The organism is Bacillus sp. FSL W8-1202 (assembly GCF_038006165.1).
In the GTDB taxonomy this organism is placed as follows: domain Bacteria; phylum Bacillota; class Bacilli; order Bacillales; family Bacillaceae; genus Bacillus; species Bacillus subtilis.
On sequence record NZ_JBBOUR010000001.1, the window covers coordinates 365,750 to 382,697 of the forward strand.

General features: G+C 45.9%; 14 protein-coding genes. 4 read left to right on the top strand and 10 right to left on the bottom strand.

The features are described 5' to 3' along the window. Positions 1-254 precede the first annotated feature (254 nt). Positions 255-1,064, top strand: a complete 810-nt coding sequence (gene rsbQ / locus NSQ09_RS01910) for a sigma factor SigB/phosphatase RsbP regulator RsbQ (RefSeq protein ID WP_003228292.1) — start codon at positions 255-257, stop codon at positions 1,062-1,064. 35 nt (positions 1,065-1,099) lie between these two features. After that, positions 1,100-2,311, top strand: a complete 1,212-nt coding sequence (gene rsbP / locus NSQ09_RS01915; protein ID WP_041338933.1) for a phosphoserine phosphatase RsbP — start codon at positions 1,100-1,102, stop codon at positions 2,309-2,311. Between the two features lie 52 nt (positions 2,312-2,363). Here the strand turns inward: rsbP and ganB are convergent, their stop codons facing one another. The 7 genes from ganB to lutR form a co-directional block, all read right to left on the bottom strand. Then, positions 2,364-3,653, bottom strand: coding sequence for an arabinogalactan endo-beta-1,4-galactanase (gene ganB / locus NSQ09_RS01920; protein WP_341030490.1), 1,290 nt, complete (start codon positions 3,651-3,653; stop codon positions 2,364-2,366). 79 nt (positions 3,654-3,732) lie between these two features. Next, positions 3,733-5,796, bottom strand: a complete 2,064-nt coding sequence (gene ganA / locus NSQ09_RS01925) for a beta-galactosidase GanA (RefSeq protein WP_080478427.1) — start codon at positions 5,794-5,796, stop codon at positions 3,733-3,735. Between the two features lie 18 nt (positions 5,797-5,814). Further along, positions 5,815-6,666 (bottom strand): arabinogalactan oligomer ABC transporter permease GanQ, encoded by an 852-nt coding sequence (gene ganQ, locus NSQ09_RS01930; protein WP_014478026.1) that lies wholly within the window; start codon positions 6,664-6,666, stop codon positions 5,815-5,817. Positions 6,667-6,669: 3 nt separating this feature from the next. Further along, complete coding sequence (gene ganP / locus NSQ09_RS01935; protein ID WP_014480936.1) at positions 6,670-7,926, bottom strand: arabinogalactan oligomer ABC transporter permease GanP; 1,257 nt, start codon at positions 7,924-7,926, stop codon at positions 6,670-6,672. A gap of 39 nt (positions 7,927-7,965) precedes the next feature. Next, the gene (gene ganS / locus NSQ09_RS01940; RefSeq protein WP_014480937.1) at positions 7,966-9,231 is read right to left on the bottom strand and encodes an arabinogalactan oligomer ABC transporter substrate-binding protein GanS; all 1,266 of its coding nucleotides are present in this window, start codon (positions 9,229-9,231) and stop codon (positions 7,966-7,968) included. Between the two features lie 140 nt (positions 9,232-9,371). Further along, a complete protein-coding gene (gene ganR, locus NSQ09_RS01945) occupies positions 9,372-10,364 on the bottom strand; it encodes a galactan degradation operon transcriptional regulator GanR (protein WP_003244199.1) in 993 nt (330 codons plus the stop codon). A 181-nt stretch (positions 10,365-10,545) separates the two neighbouring features. After that, positions 10,546-11,268, bottom strand: coding sequence for an L-lactate utilization/bacilysin biosynthesis transcriptional regulator LutR (gene lutR, locus NSQ09_RS01950; RefSeq protein ID WP_041351728.1), 723 nt, complete (start codon positions 11,266-11,268; stop codon positions 10,546-10,548). Between the two features lie 227 nt (positions 11,269-11,495). On the opposite strand from lutR, the gene lutP reads away from it, so the two are divergent. Then, entirely contained in the window at positions 11,496-13,187 is a 1,692-nt protein-coding gene (lutP, locus tag NSQ09_RS01955; protein ID WP_048654993.1) for an L-lactate permease LutP, read from the top strand. Between the two features lie 26 nt (positions 13,188-13,213). Here lutP and rpoN read toward each other — a convergent pair whose 3' ends face one another. After that, complete coding sequence (gene rpoN, locus NSQ09_RS01960) at positions 13,214-14,524, bottom strand: RNA polymerase factor sigma-54 (RefSeq protein ID WP_024573107.1); 1,311 nt, start codon at positions 14,522-14,524, stop codon at positions 13,214-13,216. A gap of 78 nt (positions 14,525-14,602) precedes the next feature. On the opposite strand from rpoN, the gene yvfG reads away from it, so the two are divergent. Continuing rightward, the gene (gene yvfG / locus NSQ09_RS01965) at positions 14,603-14,821 is read left to right on the top strand and encodes a protein YvfG (RefSeq protein ID WP_003219905.1); all 219 of its coding nucleotides are present in this window, start codon (positions 14,603-14,605) and stop codon (positions 14,819-14,821) included. 9 nt (positions 14,822-14,830) lie between these two features. On the opposite strand, the gene NSQ09_RS01970 is transcribed toward yvfG, so the two are convergent. Then, positions 14,831-15,799 carry a polysaccharide pyruvyl transferase family protein gene (locus NSQ09_RS01970; protein WP_041333215.1) on the bottom strand — a complete coding sequence of 323 codons (969 nt, stop codon included), beginning with the start codon at positions 15,797-15,799 and terminating at the stop codon, positions 14,831-14,833. Further along, positions 15,778-16,944 carry a DegT/DnrJ/EryC1/StrS family aminotransferase gene (locus NSQ09_RS01975; RefSeq protein ID WP_014480943.1) on the bottom strand — a complete coding sequence of 389 codons (1,167 nt, stop codon included), beginning with the start codon at positions 16,942-16,944 and terminating at the stop codon, positions 15,778-15,780. Before NSQ09_RS01975 ends, NSQ09_RS01970 begins: the two co-directional genes overlap by 22 nt. Positions 16,945-16,948 lie beyond the last annotated feature (4 nt).

A 16,948-nucleotide genomic window follows, 5' to 3' on the forward strand; every position in this document is an offset into this window, starting at 1 on the left:
TTTCGGTAGACGGAGCAGCTGTGGTTAGTATGAGGTGTCTTGATGATGGAGTGACAAATGTCATTTTTTTCTCACCCCGGTGTCTAGGCAATCCTCCTCCTGCATCTTCCAATTCATCCATCTTTTCTATCTCCCATGTCCTCTTTCTTTTAAACTGCTGTGACATTCATAGAAAGATACACTCTTCAAACCATCCGAGTGTTATGATAGAAATATTGAACTTTATATTACTTTCCGGCTGAAAGGAGCCAATCATGAACGAAGCGATTTTGTCTAGAAATCATGTGAAGGTGAAAGGCAGCGGCAAAGCATCTATCATGTTCGCACCTGGTTTTGGATGCGATCAAAGCGTGTGGAATGCCGTGGCACCTGCCTTTGAAGAAGATCATCGGGTGATTTTATTTGATTACGTCGGTTCGGGACATTCAGATTTGCGCGCATATGACCTGAATCGTTACCAGACACTTGACGGCTATGCCCAGGATGTTCTTGATGTTTGTGAAGCTTTAGATCTGAAGGAAACCGTGTTTGTGGGTCACTCCGTCGGGGCCTTGATTGGGATGCTTGCATCCATCCGCCGCCCGGAGCTTTTTTCCCATCTGGTGATGGTGGGGCCTTCTCCTTGCTATTTGAATGATCCGCCTGAGTATTACGGAGGATTTGAAGAGGAGCAGCTCCTTGGCTTGCTGGAGATGATGGAGAAAAATTATATCGGCTGGGCGACTGTATTTGCGGCAACCGTTCTGAATCAGCCAGATCGGCCTGAAATTAAGGAAGAGCTTGAAAGCCGTTTTTGTTCTACTGATCCTGTCATTGCCCGCCAATTCGCGAAAGCGGCGTTTTTTTCTGATCACCGAGAGGATCTTTCGAAGGTAACGGTTCCCTCTCTTATTCTCCAATGTGCAGATGATATCATCGCACCTGCAACAGTAGGTAAGTATATGCATCAGCATCTGCCTTATAGCAGTCTGAAACAAATGGAGGCTCGCGGACATTGCCCTCATATGAGCCATCCAGATGAGACGATACAGCTGATCGGCGATTATTTAAAAGCACACGTGTGATATAGGAACGAAAGGGATAGAGGTGACCCTCTTAGATGGACAAACAATTGAATGATGCACCATGCGGTTTCCTCGCTTTGTCAGAAGAGGGGTCGATCATAGCTGCCAACCGCACCCTTATCAAGATTCTGGATTATGAACCGGAGCAGGTTATCGGCCAGCACATGAATATGATGTTGACCATTCCCGCACAGCTTTTCTGCCAGCTTTATTTTTTTCCTCTTTTGAAATTGGAGCATCACATCGAAGAAATATACATTTCCCTGAAAGCTAGAGATGGAGAAGAAATTCCCGTCCTTATCAATGCTACTGCGAGACACGATAGCGGGGCTTCTGTCTTTGATTGTGTTCTTATTCCAATGCGAAAGCGAAATGAATATGAAAATGAGCTGCTGATAGCCAGAAATGAAGCTCAGGAAGCTTTGTTTGCCAAACAGAAAGCCAATGCGGAGTTAGAAATTGCCTTGGAAACGCTGAAAGCAAAACAAGAAGAACTTCTTGAGATCAATAAACAAAATCAACAATTTAAATTAAACACCAAAAGAGAGCTTGAACTCGCCAGAAAGATCCAGAAAAACTCGTTGACTGAACCGATTGTAAACGATCAGGTTCAGATTGACTCTTATTACAACGCATCGAGTGAATTGTCAGGTGATCTTTACGGATATTATCAAATCGATGAACACCGTTACGGCATTATTATCCTTGATGTGATGGGGCACGGAATTTCATCTGCATTGATTACGATGTCTCTTCATCCTTTGTTCCAGCGCCAGATCACGCAAGGTCTCAGCCCCGTTAAAGTTATGAAGGAATTGGACCGGCACCTTCACAGCTTGTTTCAAAATGATGAGGAAGCAAGACATTATTGCACTGCTATTTATCTCGAGATTGACATAGCACGGCAAAGAATTGATTATGTTAACGCAGGGCATCCGCCGGCACTTTGGCAGGATGATAGCGGAACTCAACATCTGCTTCATGCTACCTCGCCTCCGATCGGGATGTTTGAAGACTTAGTGTTTCAGTCAAGCAGCCTTTCATACACGGAGGGCGGAAGATTGCTTCTGTATACGGATGGCGTGATGGATCCTGCGGCTTCATGTTATTTATATGATTTACTAAAGGATCATCCTGATTCGCCGATCGCTGACCAGAAGGAGAAAATCCTTACATCACTGCAGCATCAAAAGGAAGCTCATCATAAGAGTGATGACGAATGTTTTATATTAGTTGATGTAAAATAAAATGATCCATGAGACATAACAATGATTTGTTACATCTCATGGATTTTTTGTTTCAGCGTTTCTTTGGAATATGTCCTGACTCCGCATATTGAAACACCTGCAAGGAAGGCAGCGGGTGTCCATGAAAATCAAATAAAGCTTGATTATCTACAGCACTTCCCCCATACCACTTCCCGGCGTCTTCAGGGTCGTATTCAGCAGCGTAGCTGGAAGCCCACCCTGACCCGTATGTTTCCCATAACACTTTGTTTTTCTCTATCTGTGTTTTCGGCCCGACTGGAATCCACGCCGGCTCCCAGTAGAAAACACCAAGTCCTGCTTTGCCCGTATTCGCCACTGCCTCCATTACATCTCTTACTGCAGTTGCCTGGCCTTGAACAGAAATTGGATATGGCAGCGTCTGCCCGCTTTTTGGCGCTGTATTTCCATGCCCATCGCCATCCTCAGCGGTATAGGTGTACGATGTCTCCGCCACCATGACTTTTTTGCCGTACGTATTGGCAACAGCCTTCAGCACGGAGGTCAAATTTTGTAATGTCCCATGCCAGAAAGGATAATAGGAGCTCGCAAACACATCATAATCCACTTTGTTTTTACTGAGTGTTTGCGCAATAAATGAATACCTTCCAGCCGTTTCAGGATTGGTAAAATGCAGGGCGACCAAAATATTTGAATTTGTCTCCCTGACCGCTCGGCTTCCTTCATTAAATAATTGGCACATCTTCGTCCAATCAGTCTCACCGGCAAATCCTCCTGTTGTTTCATTTCCGACCTGAACCATGCCGATGTCAAAGCCTTCCTTGATCATCTTTTGCAGGCTTTGTTTCGTATACTCATAGAGGTTTGCTTTTTTTGCTTCAAAGCTGAGATTCGCCCAGGCTTTGGGCACCTTTTGTTTCGCTGGATCGGCCCAGAAATCAGAGTAGTGAAAGTCGGCCAGCACCTTCATTCCGTTCGCTGTCGCTCTTTTTCCGATTTCGATGGCTTTTTGAACATCATTGTTTCCCCCGCCATACCCGTTGCCATTTGAATCATACGGGTGATTCCAGATGCGGACGCGAACATAGTTGACCCCAGCCTGTTTTAAGGTTGTAAAGATGTCCTGACGTTTTCCGCTTGTATTGTAAAAGGTGACACCGCTGTTTTCCAAAGCAATAACGCTGGACACATCTGCCCCTTTGATAAAATCCTTGTTCATCCCCTCTACTTTTTTAACAAAAAGATCCTCTGCCCGAAGCTTTGACACGTGCTTCTCCTTCTCAATGGCAGCGGCATATCCTGTTGAACTACATGCACTCCACACGATGGCAGCCGCAAAGAACAATTTCACTTTGCTTTTCATGATTTCATCCCCCCAAGACTTAGTGAGCGCTTTCATTCTATAGAAAAAAGAATCCGCCCATATCGAGCGGAGCATCAGCCTAATGTGTGTTTACGACAATTCTCACTTCATACTTTTCCATCGTCAGGTCGCCTGACAATATGTCTCCTGTCATTATGTCCTTCACACTCTGATCAAACGTGACCAGCTGTTTTTCTTCCGTGAAATTCATGATAAAAATATAATCATTGTCCTGATCCTGCCTCGCTTGTACGGAGACGCCTTTTCCGTGCCGAACCGGAAAAACTGGAGAAAGAGACAGGTCTGTGATCAGACCCTCATAGAAATCACGCTGAAATTGATCCTCCAAACGCGCGCCGATAAAATACGCCTTGCCCTGCTGATACTCATGGCTTGTGACCGCTGGCGTGCGCGCATAAAAATCTTCTTGATACACCGCTTCCACTGAAGCTGTCTTTACATCAATCACGGTTGCATAATCCTTCATTTCATATATTTGGCTGCGGTAGCTGACAGCGTTTCGATCCTTCGGATACAGGGTGTCCGTTTCAAGAGGCTCAACTCCAAATATAGCTTGAAGATCCGGATGCCATCCGCCTGTGTATGTTAAGTCATGCTCATTCACAACCCCGCTGATATACGTCATGACTAAGGTGCCGCCATCAGCCGTAAACGCTTTTAAACGGGAAATGGTGTCCTCGCTGATTAAATACAGCATCGGGACGATCAGCAGTTTATATGGTGAAAAGTCTTGTTCTTTCGTGATGACGTCGACAGGGATATCGTGTTCCCAGAATGTGCGGTAATGCTGCTGAAGCGTTTGCGGATAACGTTTTGTCGCCTTCGCAAACCCCTGAGCATCCTCGAGCGCCCAATGATTTTCCCAGTCATATAAAATCGCGGTTTGAGCCGTCCTCTTCGTTCCGACAACTTCGGACAGCCGTTCCAATGTCTCGCCTACCTTGGCCACTTCTTGAAAGACGCGGTTCTTCGGGCTATTGTCATGATCCACAACCGCTCCGTGTAATTTTTCTGATGACCCTCGTGATTTGCGGTATTGGAAATAGAGAACGCTGTCCGAGCCGTGGGCAATCATTTGCATTGATGACAGCAGATTCATGCCCGGGCGCTTTGCCTTGTTGACGTTATGCCAATTGACCGCGCTTGGCGTACACTCCATTAATAAGAAAGGCTGCTGCTTCAAGCTTCGGTACAGATCATTGATAAAGCCGACCTTCATCGCCAAATCAGCTGTGCTTTCCCAGTCATTGTGCCAGACAGGATAAGCGTCCCAGCTGATGACATCGACATGCTTTGCAAATTTGCTGTAGTCGAGGCCCTGATACGGGATCAAATCCGGTGTATCAGCCATAAAATTCGTTGTGATAGGGATATCAGGCGTCAATTCTTTCAGCGGAATGATTTCATTTTTATAAAACGAAATCGTTTGATCGGTGACGAACCGGCGCCAATCTAAATTCAGGCCATGCAAGCCATTTTCACCGATCGGCGAAGGGCTTTCAATTTGTGACCAGTCATTGAACGTATGGCTCCAAAAAGGGGTCCACCACGCATGGTTCAATGTCTTGAGGCTGTTGTCATATTTCGATTTCAGCCACTCCCGGAAAGCATGCTGGCATAGATCACAGTGGCAATCTCCCCCGTATTCGTTTGAAATGTGCCACATTAACAGCGCCGGGTGATGTCCGTATCGTTCTGCTAATAAGCGGTTGATGTGCCGTGTTTTTTCTCGGTAGACTTTAGATGTGAGGCAGTGGTTGTGCCTTCCGCCGTGCAGCTGTTTGACGCGGGAGGCATTGACGCGCAAAACTTCCGGATAGGTTTGCGACAGCCAGGCCGGACGGGCTCCGCTCGGCGTTGCTAATATGACCCGGCCGCCTATACTGTGAATCCGCTCAAAAATATCATCCAGCCATTCAAATTGATATACGCCCTCCTCCGGCTCAAGTGCGCTCCATGCAAAAATGCCGACAGAAAACGTATTCGTATGAGAAAGCTTCATCAGTTTGATATCGTCAGCTAAAATATCGGGCCGATCCAGCCACTGATCGGGGTTGTAGTCTCCCCCATGGAGCATAAATTTCGCTTCTGTTACGTGCGTTTTTTCAAGCTTTGACATCACATTCTCCTCCTTGTTCTCTTAGCCCTTCGTTCCGCCTGCGGTTAATCCGGATACAAAATTCTTTTGCAGCATGATAAAGATAACGGCAACCGGTATGCTGATAAGCAGGGCTCCGGCCGCAAATGTCGTATAGCTGGCCCCCATGACATCATTCACTAAATTGAATAGACCGACGGGCAATGTATATGATTCAGGCGTTCTCAATATGGTTGAGGACAGCACAAAATCTCCGAGCGGACCGGTAAAGCCGTTCATGGCCACGACTGCCGCCATCGGTTTTGATAATGGCAGAATGATCTGGAAGAAGATTCTGGTGCTGCTGGCTCCGTCAATCTTGGCGCTTTCGTCTAAATCCATCGGAATGGAATCCATGTACCCTTTCATCAAATACGTATTCATCGGGATCAGGCCGCCGATATAAAGCAAGATTAGCAGCCAGTGGCTATTGATCATTCCCAAGATTTGCGCCAGCACAAACAAGGCAATTAAAGCTGAAAACTGAGGAATCATCTGGAGCAATAAAAAGAGCGTTAAAGCGTATTTCCTCCCTTTAAACCGAAAGCGCGAAAACGCATAGGCCGTAAACGTCACACAGAGCAAAGACCCTGCCATTGTAAACAGGCTGATCTTCATAGAGTTGACATACCACTGCACATATTGAAGGCTTTCCTTGCCCGCAAATAATTCCTTGTAATGATCGAATGTCGGATGCTTCGGAATGATGGATGTACTGATTAAGCTGTTGCCGGGATTAAAGCTTGCGCCTGCCGTCCAAAGGAGAGGATAAACAATGATGACCGCCATAAAGGCTAGCAACAAGTAAGAGAAAAGGAGACGGATATATTTTCTGACCTTCATATCTGCCAGCATGCCTTATGCCCCCTCTTTAAAAGACTTTGTCTGTCTGAATTGCCACAATGCGATGGAGATAACAAATACAGATAATAAAATGGTTAAAGCCGCAGCAAGAGAATATTGACTGGACTGCATTGTCAATTTATAAATCCATGAAACGAGGATATCTGTCCCGCCGGCTGTTGATCCGGTTACAGCCGGACCTCCACCATTGAATAGATAGATAATATTAAAGTTATTAAAATTAAACGTAAACTGGGTAATGATAATCGGAGCCATTGCAATGAACACCATTGGAAGCGTGATGTATCTCAACTTTGAAAAGACAGAAGCGCCATCAATCGTAGCTGCTTCATACAGATCGTCCGGGATGGATTGCAATACGCCTGTTGAGACGAGAAAGATGTACGGAAATCCAAGCCAGCCCTGCATGAGAATCAACGCAAGCCTCGACCAATTGGCATCTGTCATCCACGGAAGCGGATCTATCCCGAAGAAAGCCAAGATGTCGTGATTCATCGCACCGAAGCTATCATTAAACAGTCCCGCAAAAATTAAAATCGTCACAAAACCGGGAACGGCCCATGGCAAAATCAGAATCGTCCGAAAAAAACGTTTAAACCGAAGGTCTTTCTGGTTAACAATGATCGCGAGAAAAATCCCCAATGTGACTTGCAGTGTGGATGCAGCAAGTGTCCAAACCACCGTCCAAGCCAGTACATCAAAAAAAGTCGACCTCCAAATATCAACTGTGAAAATATTTGCGAACGTTTGAAAACCGACCCAATCAATTAATTTTGCAGGAGGAGAATGATACAAATCATAGTTTGTAAACGCTAATGCAAAGCTGAATAAGATAGGAAAGATCACGGCGAAAATTAAAATAAACAAAGATGGGCCGCTGACGACATAAGGATAGCCCTCAGAAATGATATGCTGGTATTGTTCCTTTAAGGAACTTAATGGCTTATTTTCATCACGTTGTTTTCCGCTTTGGAACGCATCGCGAAGATTCACATAATACACCGCAAGGCCAAAGCAGGTCACGATGACAGCAATAATCCCTTCCGCCAGCAGAAAAACGGAATTATCCCGCGGCACTTCTGTTCCCAGTGTAAAGATTCCCCAAAACCCCATATTGAGCAGATCTCCAAAGACCGCAAAAAACGATGCGCCTAAGAAAAGAAAGACAATACCTTTTATCCATTGCTTGTTATAAAATTGCCCGAGTCCCGGAATGATAGAAAGCAACAAAGCGACTTGACGATGCTGCACCGTTTTCACCTCTCTTACAATACAAATCTAGCTTTCTCTTTATTTTCCGCTGTGCTTTGCCTTAATTTGTCCTTTGGCCGTTTCAGCTGCTTGATCCAATGCTTGTTTCGGATCCGCCTTCCCTGTTGCAACCGTCTGTAATGCTGAATCAGCCGGCGTCCATATTTCATTCATTTCCGGAATATTTGGGGTTGGCTCTGAGAAACGGGATTGTTCAGTAACAGCCCGTGCCGCCTCGCTTTTCATAATAGCCGGGTCATTGGCTAGGGATTTCACAGCAGGAACTTCTTTCGTTTCTTCATATCGTGTTTTAGAATTTTTTTCATTTGCCAGAAAAACGGCTAATTCTTGCGCCAGCTCTTCATTCTTTGAAAATGCACTAACGTTGTAGCTTTTGACGCCGATAAAGGAGCTCATGTTTTTCCCATTTTCCAGCTTCGGCAGTTTCGTAATGCCATAATTGATTCCTGCTTTTGAAAAAGCTTCTACATTCCATGGCCCAGAGATAATCGCGGCGGCTTTTCCTTCTGTGAACAGCGATTCCAATACGTTAATCCCTTGTTCTCCAATAATGCCAGCCGGGAACAGGCCATCTTTGTAAAACTTCTGAATCAGCGCCGCACCTTTGACAGCTCCTTCATTATTAATTCCAATGTCTGACGGGTTATAGCTCCCATCTTTGGCCTTTCCAAAAATGTATCCGCCATATCCGCTCATCACACTTTCTGCATAATAAATTTGATCAAATAGGGCTAAAAAGCCAAATTGGCTGCCATTAGCAGTCTTTTTGGAATAGTCGTACCACTCTTCCAGCGTTTTGGGCAATTCCTTTTCGGAGATGAGATCTTTGTTGTAAAAAAGGACAGTCGTTTCGACCGCTTTTGGCAGTCCATAAAGCTTTTGATCTACCATTTGAGACTGAATGGAAGCGTCAGTATAAAGTGATTGAACGTCTTTTTTGACATGTAATTCCTTGAGTAATCCTTCCGTGACAGCGGTTCCGATTTGGTCCCCTGGCATTGTTAACACGTCAGGGCCTGTGCCGGCCGGTCCGTCCATTCGCAAATCTTCAATCTGCTTGGCATACGGTTTTTCAACGACTTTGACCTTCACATCATGCTCTTTTTCAAACGCAGCAACGGCGTCTTTAATGCCGATGCTCTTTTCTTTATCCTCCCATACAACAAGCTCTGATCCTTTTGAACTCGATTTGGCGCTGCTGCTTTCCTTTGGGCCGCAAGCCGCCAAGGATAAGCTGACAGCTGCGCAGAGCATGAATACGGAACACTTTTTTGCCATTTTCATTGATTGTCACCCTTTCGGTAGGAATGAAAGCGCTTTAAAGATAATATAGCACGCCTGAGAAAATGTGTAAACAAACTATTTACTTCATAGAGTAAATTTTTTTACCTAAATAAAAAATGACTTAGTGTCCTAAGTCATCCTTAATTCATACTCTTCCTGACGATTAATTCTGCGCCCACATATAATGTTTTTACCGTTCTTCTCTTGTCCTGCACTTGTTCAAGCAGTAATTGAACAGCATTTTTACATAATTCATGTATATCAATATGAAACGTCGTCAGAGGAGGCGAGACATACTTCGCGAAGCTGATGTTATTGATACTCACAATGCTTACCCTGTTTGGTATGGCAATTCCTTTTTCGTTCAGGGCTTGCAGACAGCCCACTGCTATCGGGTCCGCTGCAATCATAAAAGCAGTCGGAAGCTGATCGCCTAATGTGTCGATCGCTGCTGACATCAGGCGGTAGCCGTTTTCTACAGAGAATCCGCGATGACAGAAAATATAGCGCTCGTCCAGCATGGCTTTTTCCCTCATATAGGATCTGAAGGTTTGTTCACGGATGTCCATTTCATCCTGATTGGTATTCGGATTTTTGTATGTGCCGCCGATAAAACCGATGCTCTTATGCCCCTTCTCAGTCAGGATGTTTACCGTCTTCCTTGTCATTTGTGCCAAATCGGGCCTTACCGAGTCAAAATGATCGGGATCAGGAGTTGAATCGATGAACACGCCGTTTTCAGTGAGATTTCTGAGGAAAGCCAGCTCTTCATCTGAAAATGTGCCGACGGCAATAAACCCTTCCGTATGTTCAGGAATGCTCTCGATTCCATCCGCTATTTTATAAGTGGTCATATCGACATTGAATGCTTTCGCCAGTTTCTCTACTTCTAATCTCATCGTTTTAAAATAGACATCTTCTAATTCTTCTTTATCTGTCAGCCAATATAAAAACGCAATATGTTTCACCAGCGGCCTTACTGTTTTTTTGCGGTAATTGAGCTTTTCCGCCGCTTCATAGATTTTCTCCCGTGTTTCATCAGGAACAGAAAGGCTTTCATCGTTATTTAAAACGCGGGAAACGGTTGAGATTGAAAATCCCGCTTCCTGCGCGATATCTTTAATTGTCGCCATTGCATCTGCCTCCATTATTCAGCTCGCATTGTTTTAGTAAAATATTTTACTTTCTTTTTCGCAAATGTCAAGTGCACAAAGCCCTCTGGCTGCCTCATGTAAAAAGACTGAACCATTTGCGGCTCAGTCTCAGTTGTTCGTACCATTCGGAACCGGCGGAATTGCCCGGGAAATGAGTTGGTTATTGCACATTTTCCTCGAAATATCCCGAAAGCACATCTTCCACATTCGACAAATGCGCGAGCATGGCGGCTTCCGCCTTTGCACCGTTCCCGGCAGCCACAGCATTGTAAATCCGTTCGTGCTCCTCATACAGCCGCTGAACGGAGGTCTTCTTGGAAAACAGCCAGATTTTCCTCGTTTCCCTCATTGTTTCCAGCAGCAATGATGACACGTGATTCATCAAGTGTTTAAGAAGTTCATTTTGAGAAGCGTCCGCAAGCGCAAGATGAAATGCAAAGTCTGCTTTCTCTCCCAGCTCCCCGTCCGCTTCAATGCTGCCCATTTCCTTCAGTGCATCCTGAATTCTTTCGAGATCTGCTTCTGTCCTTTTTTCAGCCGCTAGTGAAGCCACGCCGATTTCAAGCAGTTTTCTGACCTCGAGCAGCTGCTTGACGTCCTCTTTTTTCATCAGAAGGGCGGCTGAGAGCGGCTGAGAAATTTGATTGAGCTCAAATTCCTTCAGATACGTGCCTTCTCCCTGTTTCATTTCGACAAGCCCCATCGCTTTTAGCGCAGAAAGTGCCTCGCGAACCGCTGAACGGCTGACTTGAAAGCTCTCAGCAAGCGCCTGAACAGAGTCCAGTTTATCCCCCGGCTTCAATTCGCCGTTTTTGATCATATCTAATAGTGCATCCGCTACTTCTTCATATATTTTTTTTGTTTTAATCTGTTTGTATTTCAATGCAATTCACCCCGTAACTTGTAGGTCTGGCTGTTTACGATCTATTATACTCTGTTTTGGGGGCCGCCAAAAGATTTTGACTATTTTGTCAAAAAGTCTTGTACTTTGATTTTTTTCAAAATATAATGCTAGGTAACTGGTCTTATTACCCAGTCATCAGATGATCATATCATCTATAGAAACCGCTTACATATGGCGCCAGTTTATGTTTCAAGGAGGGGTTTGGGATGCAATGGACACAGGCATATACGCCTATAGGGGGAAATTTGCTATTATCAGCGCTTGCCGCACTTGTACCGATTATTTTCTTTTTTTGGGCACTCGCGATTAAACGGATGAAGGGGTATACAGCTGGCTTGGCCACATTGGGGATCGCCCTTATCATTGCTGTATTGGTTTATCGTATGCCGGCGGAAAAAGCGCTGATGTCCGCGACACAAGGAGCCGTATACGGATTGTTGCCGATCGGCTGGATCATTGTGACGTCTGTTTTTTTGTATAAAATCACTGTGAAAACGGGACAGTTTGATATCATTCGCAGCTCTGTTCTCTCGATTACTGATGACCGACGGCTTCAAGCTCTCTTGATCGCTTTTTCATTCGGGGCTTTTTTAGAAGGGGCAGCAGGCTTCGGAGCGCCGGTCGCCATTTCTGCCGCGCTGCTGGTCGGTCTCGGCTTTAATCCTCTTTATGCTGCGGGGATCTGTTTGATCGCCAATACGGCGCCGGTTGCCTTTGGGGCGATTGGGATTCCAATTACAGCCGTAGAAGGGCCAACAGGGATTCCGGCGATGGAGATTTCGCAAATGGTTGGGCGGCAGCTGCCGTTTTTATCCGTATTTATTCCTCTTTATTTAATCATCATCATGAGCGGGTTCAGGAAAGCCTTGGAGATCTGGCCGGCGATTCTCGTATCCGGTGTTTCCTTTGCTGTTGTTCAATATCTCAGTTCCAATTTTTTAGGGCCTGAGCTGCCCGATGTTTTGTCAGCTCTTGTTTCAATGGCTGCGCTTGCTGTGTTTTTGAAATGGTGGAAGCCGAAAACAACATTCCGGTTTGCCGGTGAACAAGAGTCGGCCGCCTCAATTGAAACGGCGCGCACAAATCCGGCGGCGCCTGCGTACAGCGGCGGACAGATTTTTAAGGCTTGGTCGCCATTTCTGCTGCTGACGGCGATGATTTCCGTATGGGGCATTCCATCTGTCAAATCCGCGCTGACCGGGCATTATGAAGGCTCTGCGGTGTTCTTGAAGTGGCTGAATGCTGTTGGAGAAAAACTGACTTTTGCCCCCGGTGTGCCTTTTTTGAACAATCAGATTGTCAATGCTGACGGTACGCCGATTGAAGCGGTTTACAAGTTGGAGGTGCTTGGTTCGGCCGGCACCGCGATATTGATTGCCGCAGTGCTGTCAAAGTTCATCACGGCGATTTCGTGGAAAGACTGGGGAACCGTTTTTAAAGAAACAGTCCAAGAATTGAAGCTTCCGATTTTGACCATTGCTTCTGTCGTTGGTTTTGCCTATGTCACCAACTCCTCGGGAATGAGCACGACACTCGGGATGACACTCGCGCTGACAGGTTCGATGTTTACCTTCTTTTCGCCCGTTCTCGGCTGGCTCGGCGTCTTCATTACCGGCTCGGATACTTCCGCCAACCTGCTGTTCGGCAACCTGCAGAAAGTCACCGCATTATCAGTCGGCATGGACCCCGTTCTGTCTGTGGCCGCCAACTCTTCAGGCGGTGTCACAGGAAAAATGATTTCGCCGCAGTCGATAGCGGTGGCGTGCGCTGCCGTAGGACTCGCCGGAAAGGAGTCAGATCTTTTCCGCTTTACCATTAAACACAGTCTGTTTTTGCTGCTGCTCGTTTGTATCATCACCTTTTTGCAGCATCACATATTCAGCTGGATGATTCCTTAAAAAAATCCTCCCGTCTAGGGAGGATTTTATTTATATCGCTTTCTCGCTGCCGATGACGGAATATTCATTTGATCGCGATATTTTGCCACGGTGCGTCTCGAGATTTGGATGCCGTGTTGTTCATACAGCAAATCGACAAGCTTTTGATCTGAAAGCGGTTTTGTTTTGTCCTCTTGATTGATCAGGTCTTCAAGATGCATTTTGACTGCATAATTCGACGCATCTCCCTCTCCTGAAGCCTCGGCTTTTGCTGAGAAAAAGAGTTTCATCTCAAACAGCCCGTAAGGCGTTTGTATTGTTTTCCCTTTAATGGCCCGGCTCACAGTTGATTCATGAAGGCTTAGACAGTCCGCCACCTCTCTGAGAGTCAGCGGCTTCATTGCGCTTCGCCCTTTCAGAAAGAAATCCTTTTGGCGTGTGATCAGTTCATTGATAATTCTCGTGATTGTCTGTTTTCGCTGCCGCAGCGCGCGGCTCAGCCAGCGCCACTCCTGATATTTCGCAGATAAATAGGAGACAGTATCCTGACAGGAGCCGGATGATAAAAGCGTTCTGTACTGCGGATGCAGATCGATCTCGGGAAACGAGCGGGTATTCAGTTCCGCTGCAATGTGCCCGTTTTTTACGGTGATAAAAATGTCAGGCTCAATATACACATCTTGCTCTGGCCGGGCAAACAGAAGGCCAGGTCTAGGATGAAGAGCCGCGATATCATCTGAGATATCTTGAATAGTATGAAGCGGAATTCCTGTCTCCACTGAAAGCGCTTTCCATTTTTTTTGCGCAAAAGCATCAAAATGAGCTGAAACCAGCATTTCCGCTTGTTCATTTCTGTTCGGCAGCCGCTGTAATTGAAGAAGGATGCATTCCTGCAAAGATCTCGCGCCGATTCCAGCCGGTTCTAACGACTGGAGTTTTGCCAAAACAGCCTCCGCTTCCTTGGCCGATACAGATAATCGCCGTGCTGCCTCCTCTATATCTTCTTCCAAGTACCCGTTTGAATCAAGCGAATGAATCAGATAATTAAAAATCTTTTTTTCAGTGTTGGTCAGATTCATATCGAGTGACTGCTGTTTTAACGCATCCTGCAATGTTTTTTGCGGATTACTTAATTGAAGGCCCGCTTCCTGTGCATTCATCCTGTTTTTGTTTGTTTTATGGTAAGATAGTGGCGGTGTGTCTGTTTCCTTTCGTTCAATAAGAGGGTTTTCCAGTGAGAGCTCATCAATGTACTCCGCGAGTTCTGCCGAATGATAGCCAAGCAGCGTGATGGCCTGCCTGAGCTCCTGTGTCAGTTGAGGCTTTAATACTTGTACTTGCTGAAGTTTCATATCCATCATGCTCACTCCCCTTTCTTCATTGTACATGATTGAGATCACACCGTATACATTTATGAAAAAGGAGCTGCCAAAGAAATGTCTGAACTTTTTTCCGTCCCTTATTTTATTGAGAATTTAAAACAGCATATTGAAATGAATCAGTCTGAGGATAAAATCCACGCGATGAACAGCTACTACCGTTCCGTTGTCTCAACACTCGTGCAGGACCAGCTGACGAAAAACGCAGTTGTCCTGAAACGGATTCAGCATTTAGATGAAGCATACAACAAAGTCAAACGTGGAGAATCAAAATAAACCTTCCGCTCACATGTGAGCAGGAAGGTTTTCCTTCTTTGAGGCGTGTTGGATGAGACGGGTGCTTGGCACGCCTTCCATCCAGGTATGAAAGTAATTGGCGTTTTTCCCGTAGGAATTATCAATGACCGTGTTTTCTTTTTGAAGAAGAGAAGACAAGATGTGTCCGTGCAGCCTTGACGTTTCCACCGATTCGTAACGGCTGAAAAACCGAATCGCTTTTTGGACGATATAATCCGAGTATTTTTCCCATATATACGCAATGGGCAAAGGGTTGCCTGCTTTTTTATTCAAGACGTTCAGCGTTTGGAGAAAAGCAATCGTCCGGCGGTCTGAAGCTGACAGCACCGTGCGCCAGTCGTAGCTTTCCGCTTCTGCGTGTTCCTGAAGCGCCTGGTTTGCTTCATGATCTGTTCGGATAAATCTCAGCTTTTGATTGGACGGCTGCTGCGTGGGAATGACGGGAAACAGCTGATGAGCCATATCAGGCAGAAGCTGAATGTGATTTGTTGTAAAATAGGCCTGTGCCGTAGCATAGGAGGCTTTTTCCCTTGTCATGATGTGAAGGTTCGCATGCTTAGAAAATATCTCTGCCATCCGTTTGAGGTTGTCTTTGTTTTGAAAATAAATCGATTGCGGCAGGATCACAATTTTGTGGTTCGGATAGGTTTGGACGATTTTCTCTCTAAAGCCTTGATAATACGGATACAGATCCCCGAAGTTTCCGCCTCCCTGGCAGACGATGATGAGATTCAGATCAAGCTTTCGCCCGACTGGAAAATTGTCAGGATTCCAGCGTTTTCTGACCCGAATCCCGTGTTCTTTAAAGAAAGCTTCTGTTCCTTTCATAATAAATAAATCCCCTACATTTCCGTATAGAGGATAGTCAGCATATATAATCTCTGATTGTTTCGGTATGACGTCGAGCAGCCCGGACAGTTTCTGTTTTAGGCTGATCATCGAATGCTTGCTGTCCATTTCTTCACCTCGGCAGTTTGGAATAAGCGCAGTAGCACTTCAATGACCCGGTCTTGCTCATCTTCTGTCATATTGGACCCCGATGGGAGACAGATTCCTCGCTTGAACAAATCTTCGCATACGCTTCCTGTATCTTCATGAGAATAAAATAAAGCCGGATCGAATAGCGGCTGGGTATGGAGCGGCTTCCACAGCGGACGGGCTTCAATGTTTTCTTCAGCAAGACGTTGAACTACGTCATATGGGCTGAGCCCGTTATCAAGTGTGAGCGTGGTGAGCCAGCGATTGGATACGCCTGCTGCGTACTCCGGCATAAAGCGGACGCCGTCTATGTGACCGAGCGCATTTTTGTATCTCGTGAAAATGGTCCTTCTTGTCTCCACTCGCTCATCCAGCACCTCAAGCTGGGCAATGCCGACGCCGGCTAAGATATTGCTCAGCCTGTAATTATGTCCAATTTGACTGTGCTGATAATGAACAGCCGGTTCTCGTGCCTGCGAAGCGAGAAATCTTGCTTTTTCAATTGCGGCTTCATCATTTGAAACGAGCATCCCTCCCCCTGATGTGGTAATGATTTTGTTCCCGTTAAATGAAAAAATGCCGAAGCGCCCGAAAGTTCCGCTTTGCTTCCCTTTATAGACTGTTCCGAGAGATTCGGCTGCGTCCTCAATGACAGGAACTCCGTATGCATCGCACAGGCTTACGATTTCATCCATTTTCGCGCTCTGCCCATATAGATTGACGGCAATAACCGCTTTTGGCAGTGTTCCGTTTCTTTTCGCTTCCTCCAATGCTCTTTCAAGGGCTGTCGGCGACATATTCCACGTATCAGGCTCAGAATCAATAAAAACGGGCACCGCTTTTTCATATAAAATCGGATTGGCGGTTGCTACAAATGTGAAGGACTGGCAAAACACGCTGTCACCTTCTTTTACCTCAAGCAAACGCAGGGCCAGATGAATCGCCGCCGTTCCTGAGCCGACCGCAGCTGCTGCTTTTACACCGACTCGTTCTGCCAGCTGTTCTTCAAATGAATTCACGAGCGGCCCAAGCGGCGCGATCCAGTTTGAGCGAAAGGCTTCTGAAATATAGTGCTGCTCCCTGCCGCTCATATGAGGGGGAGATAAGTAGATTTTTTTATGCATAGAA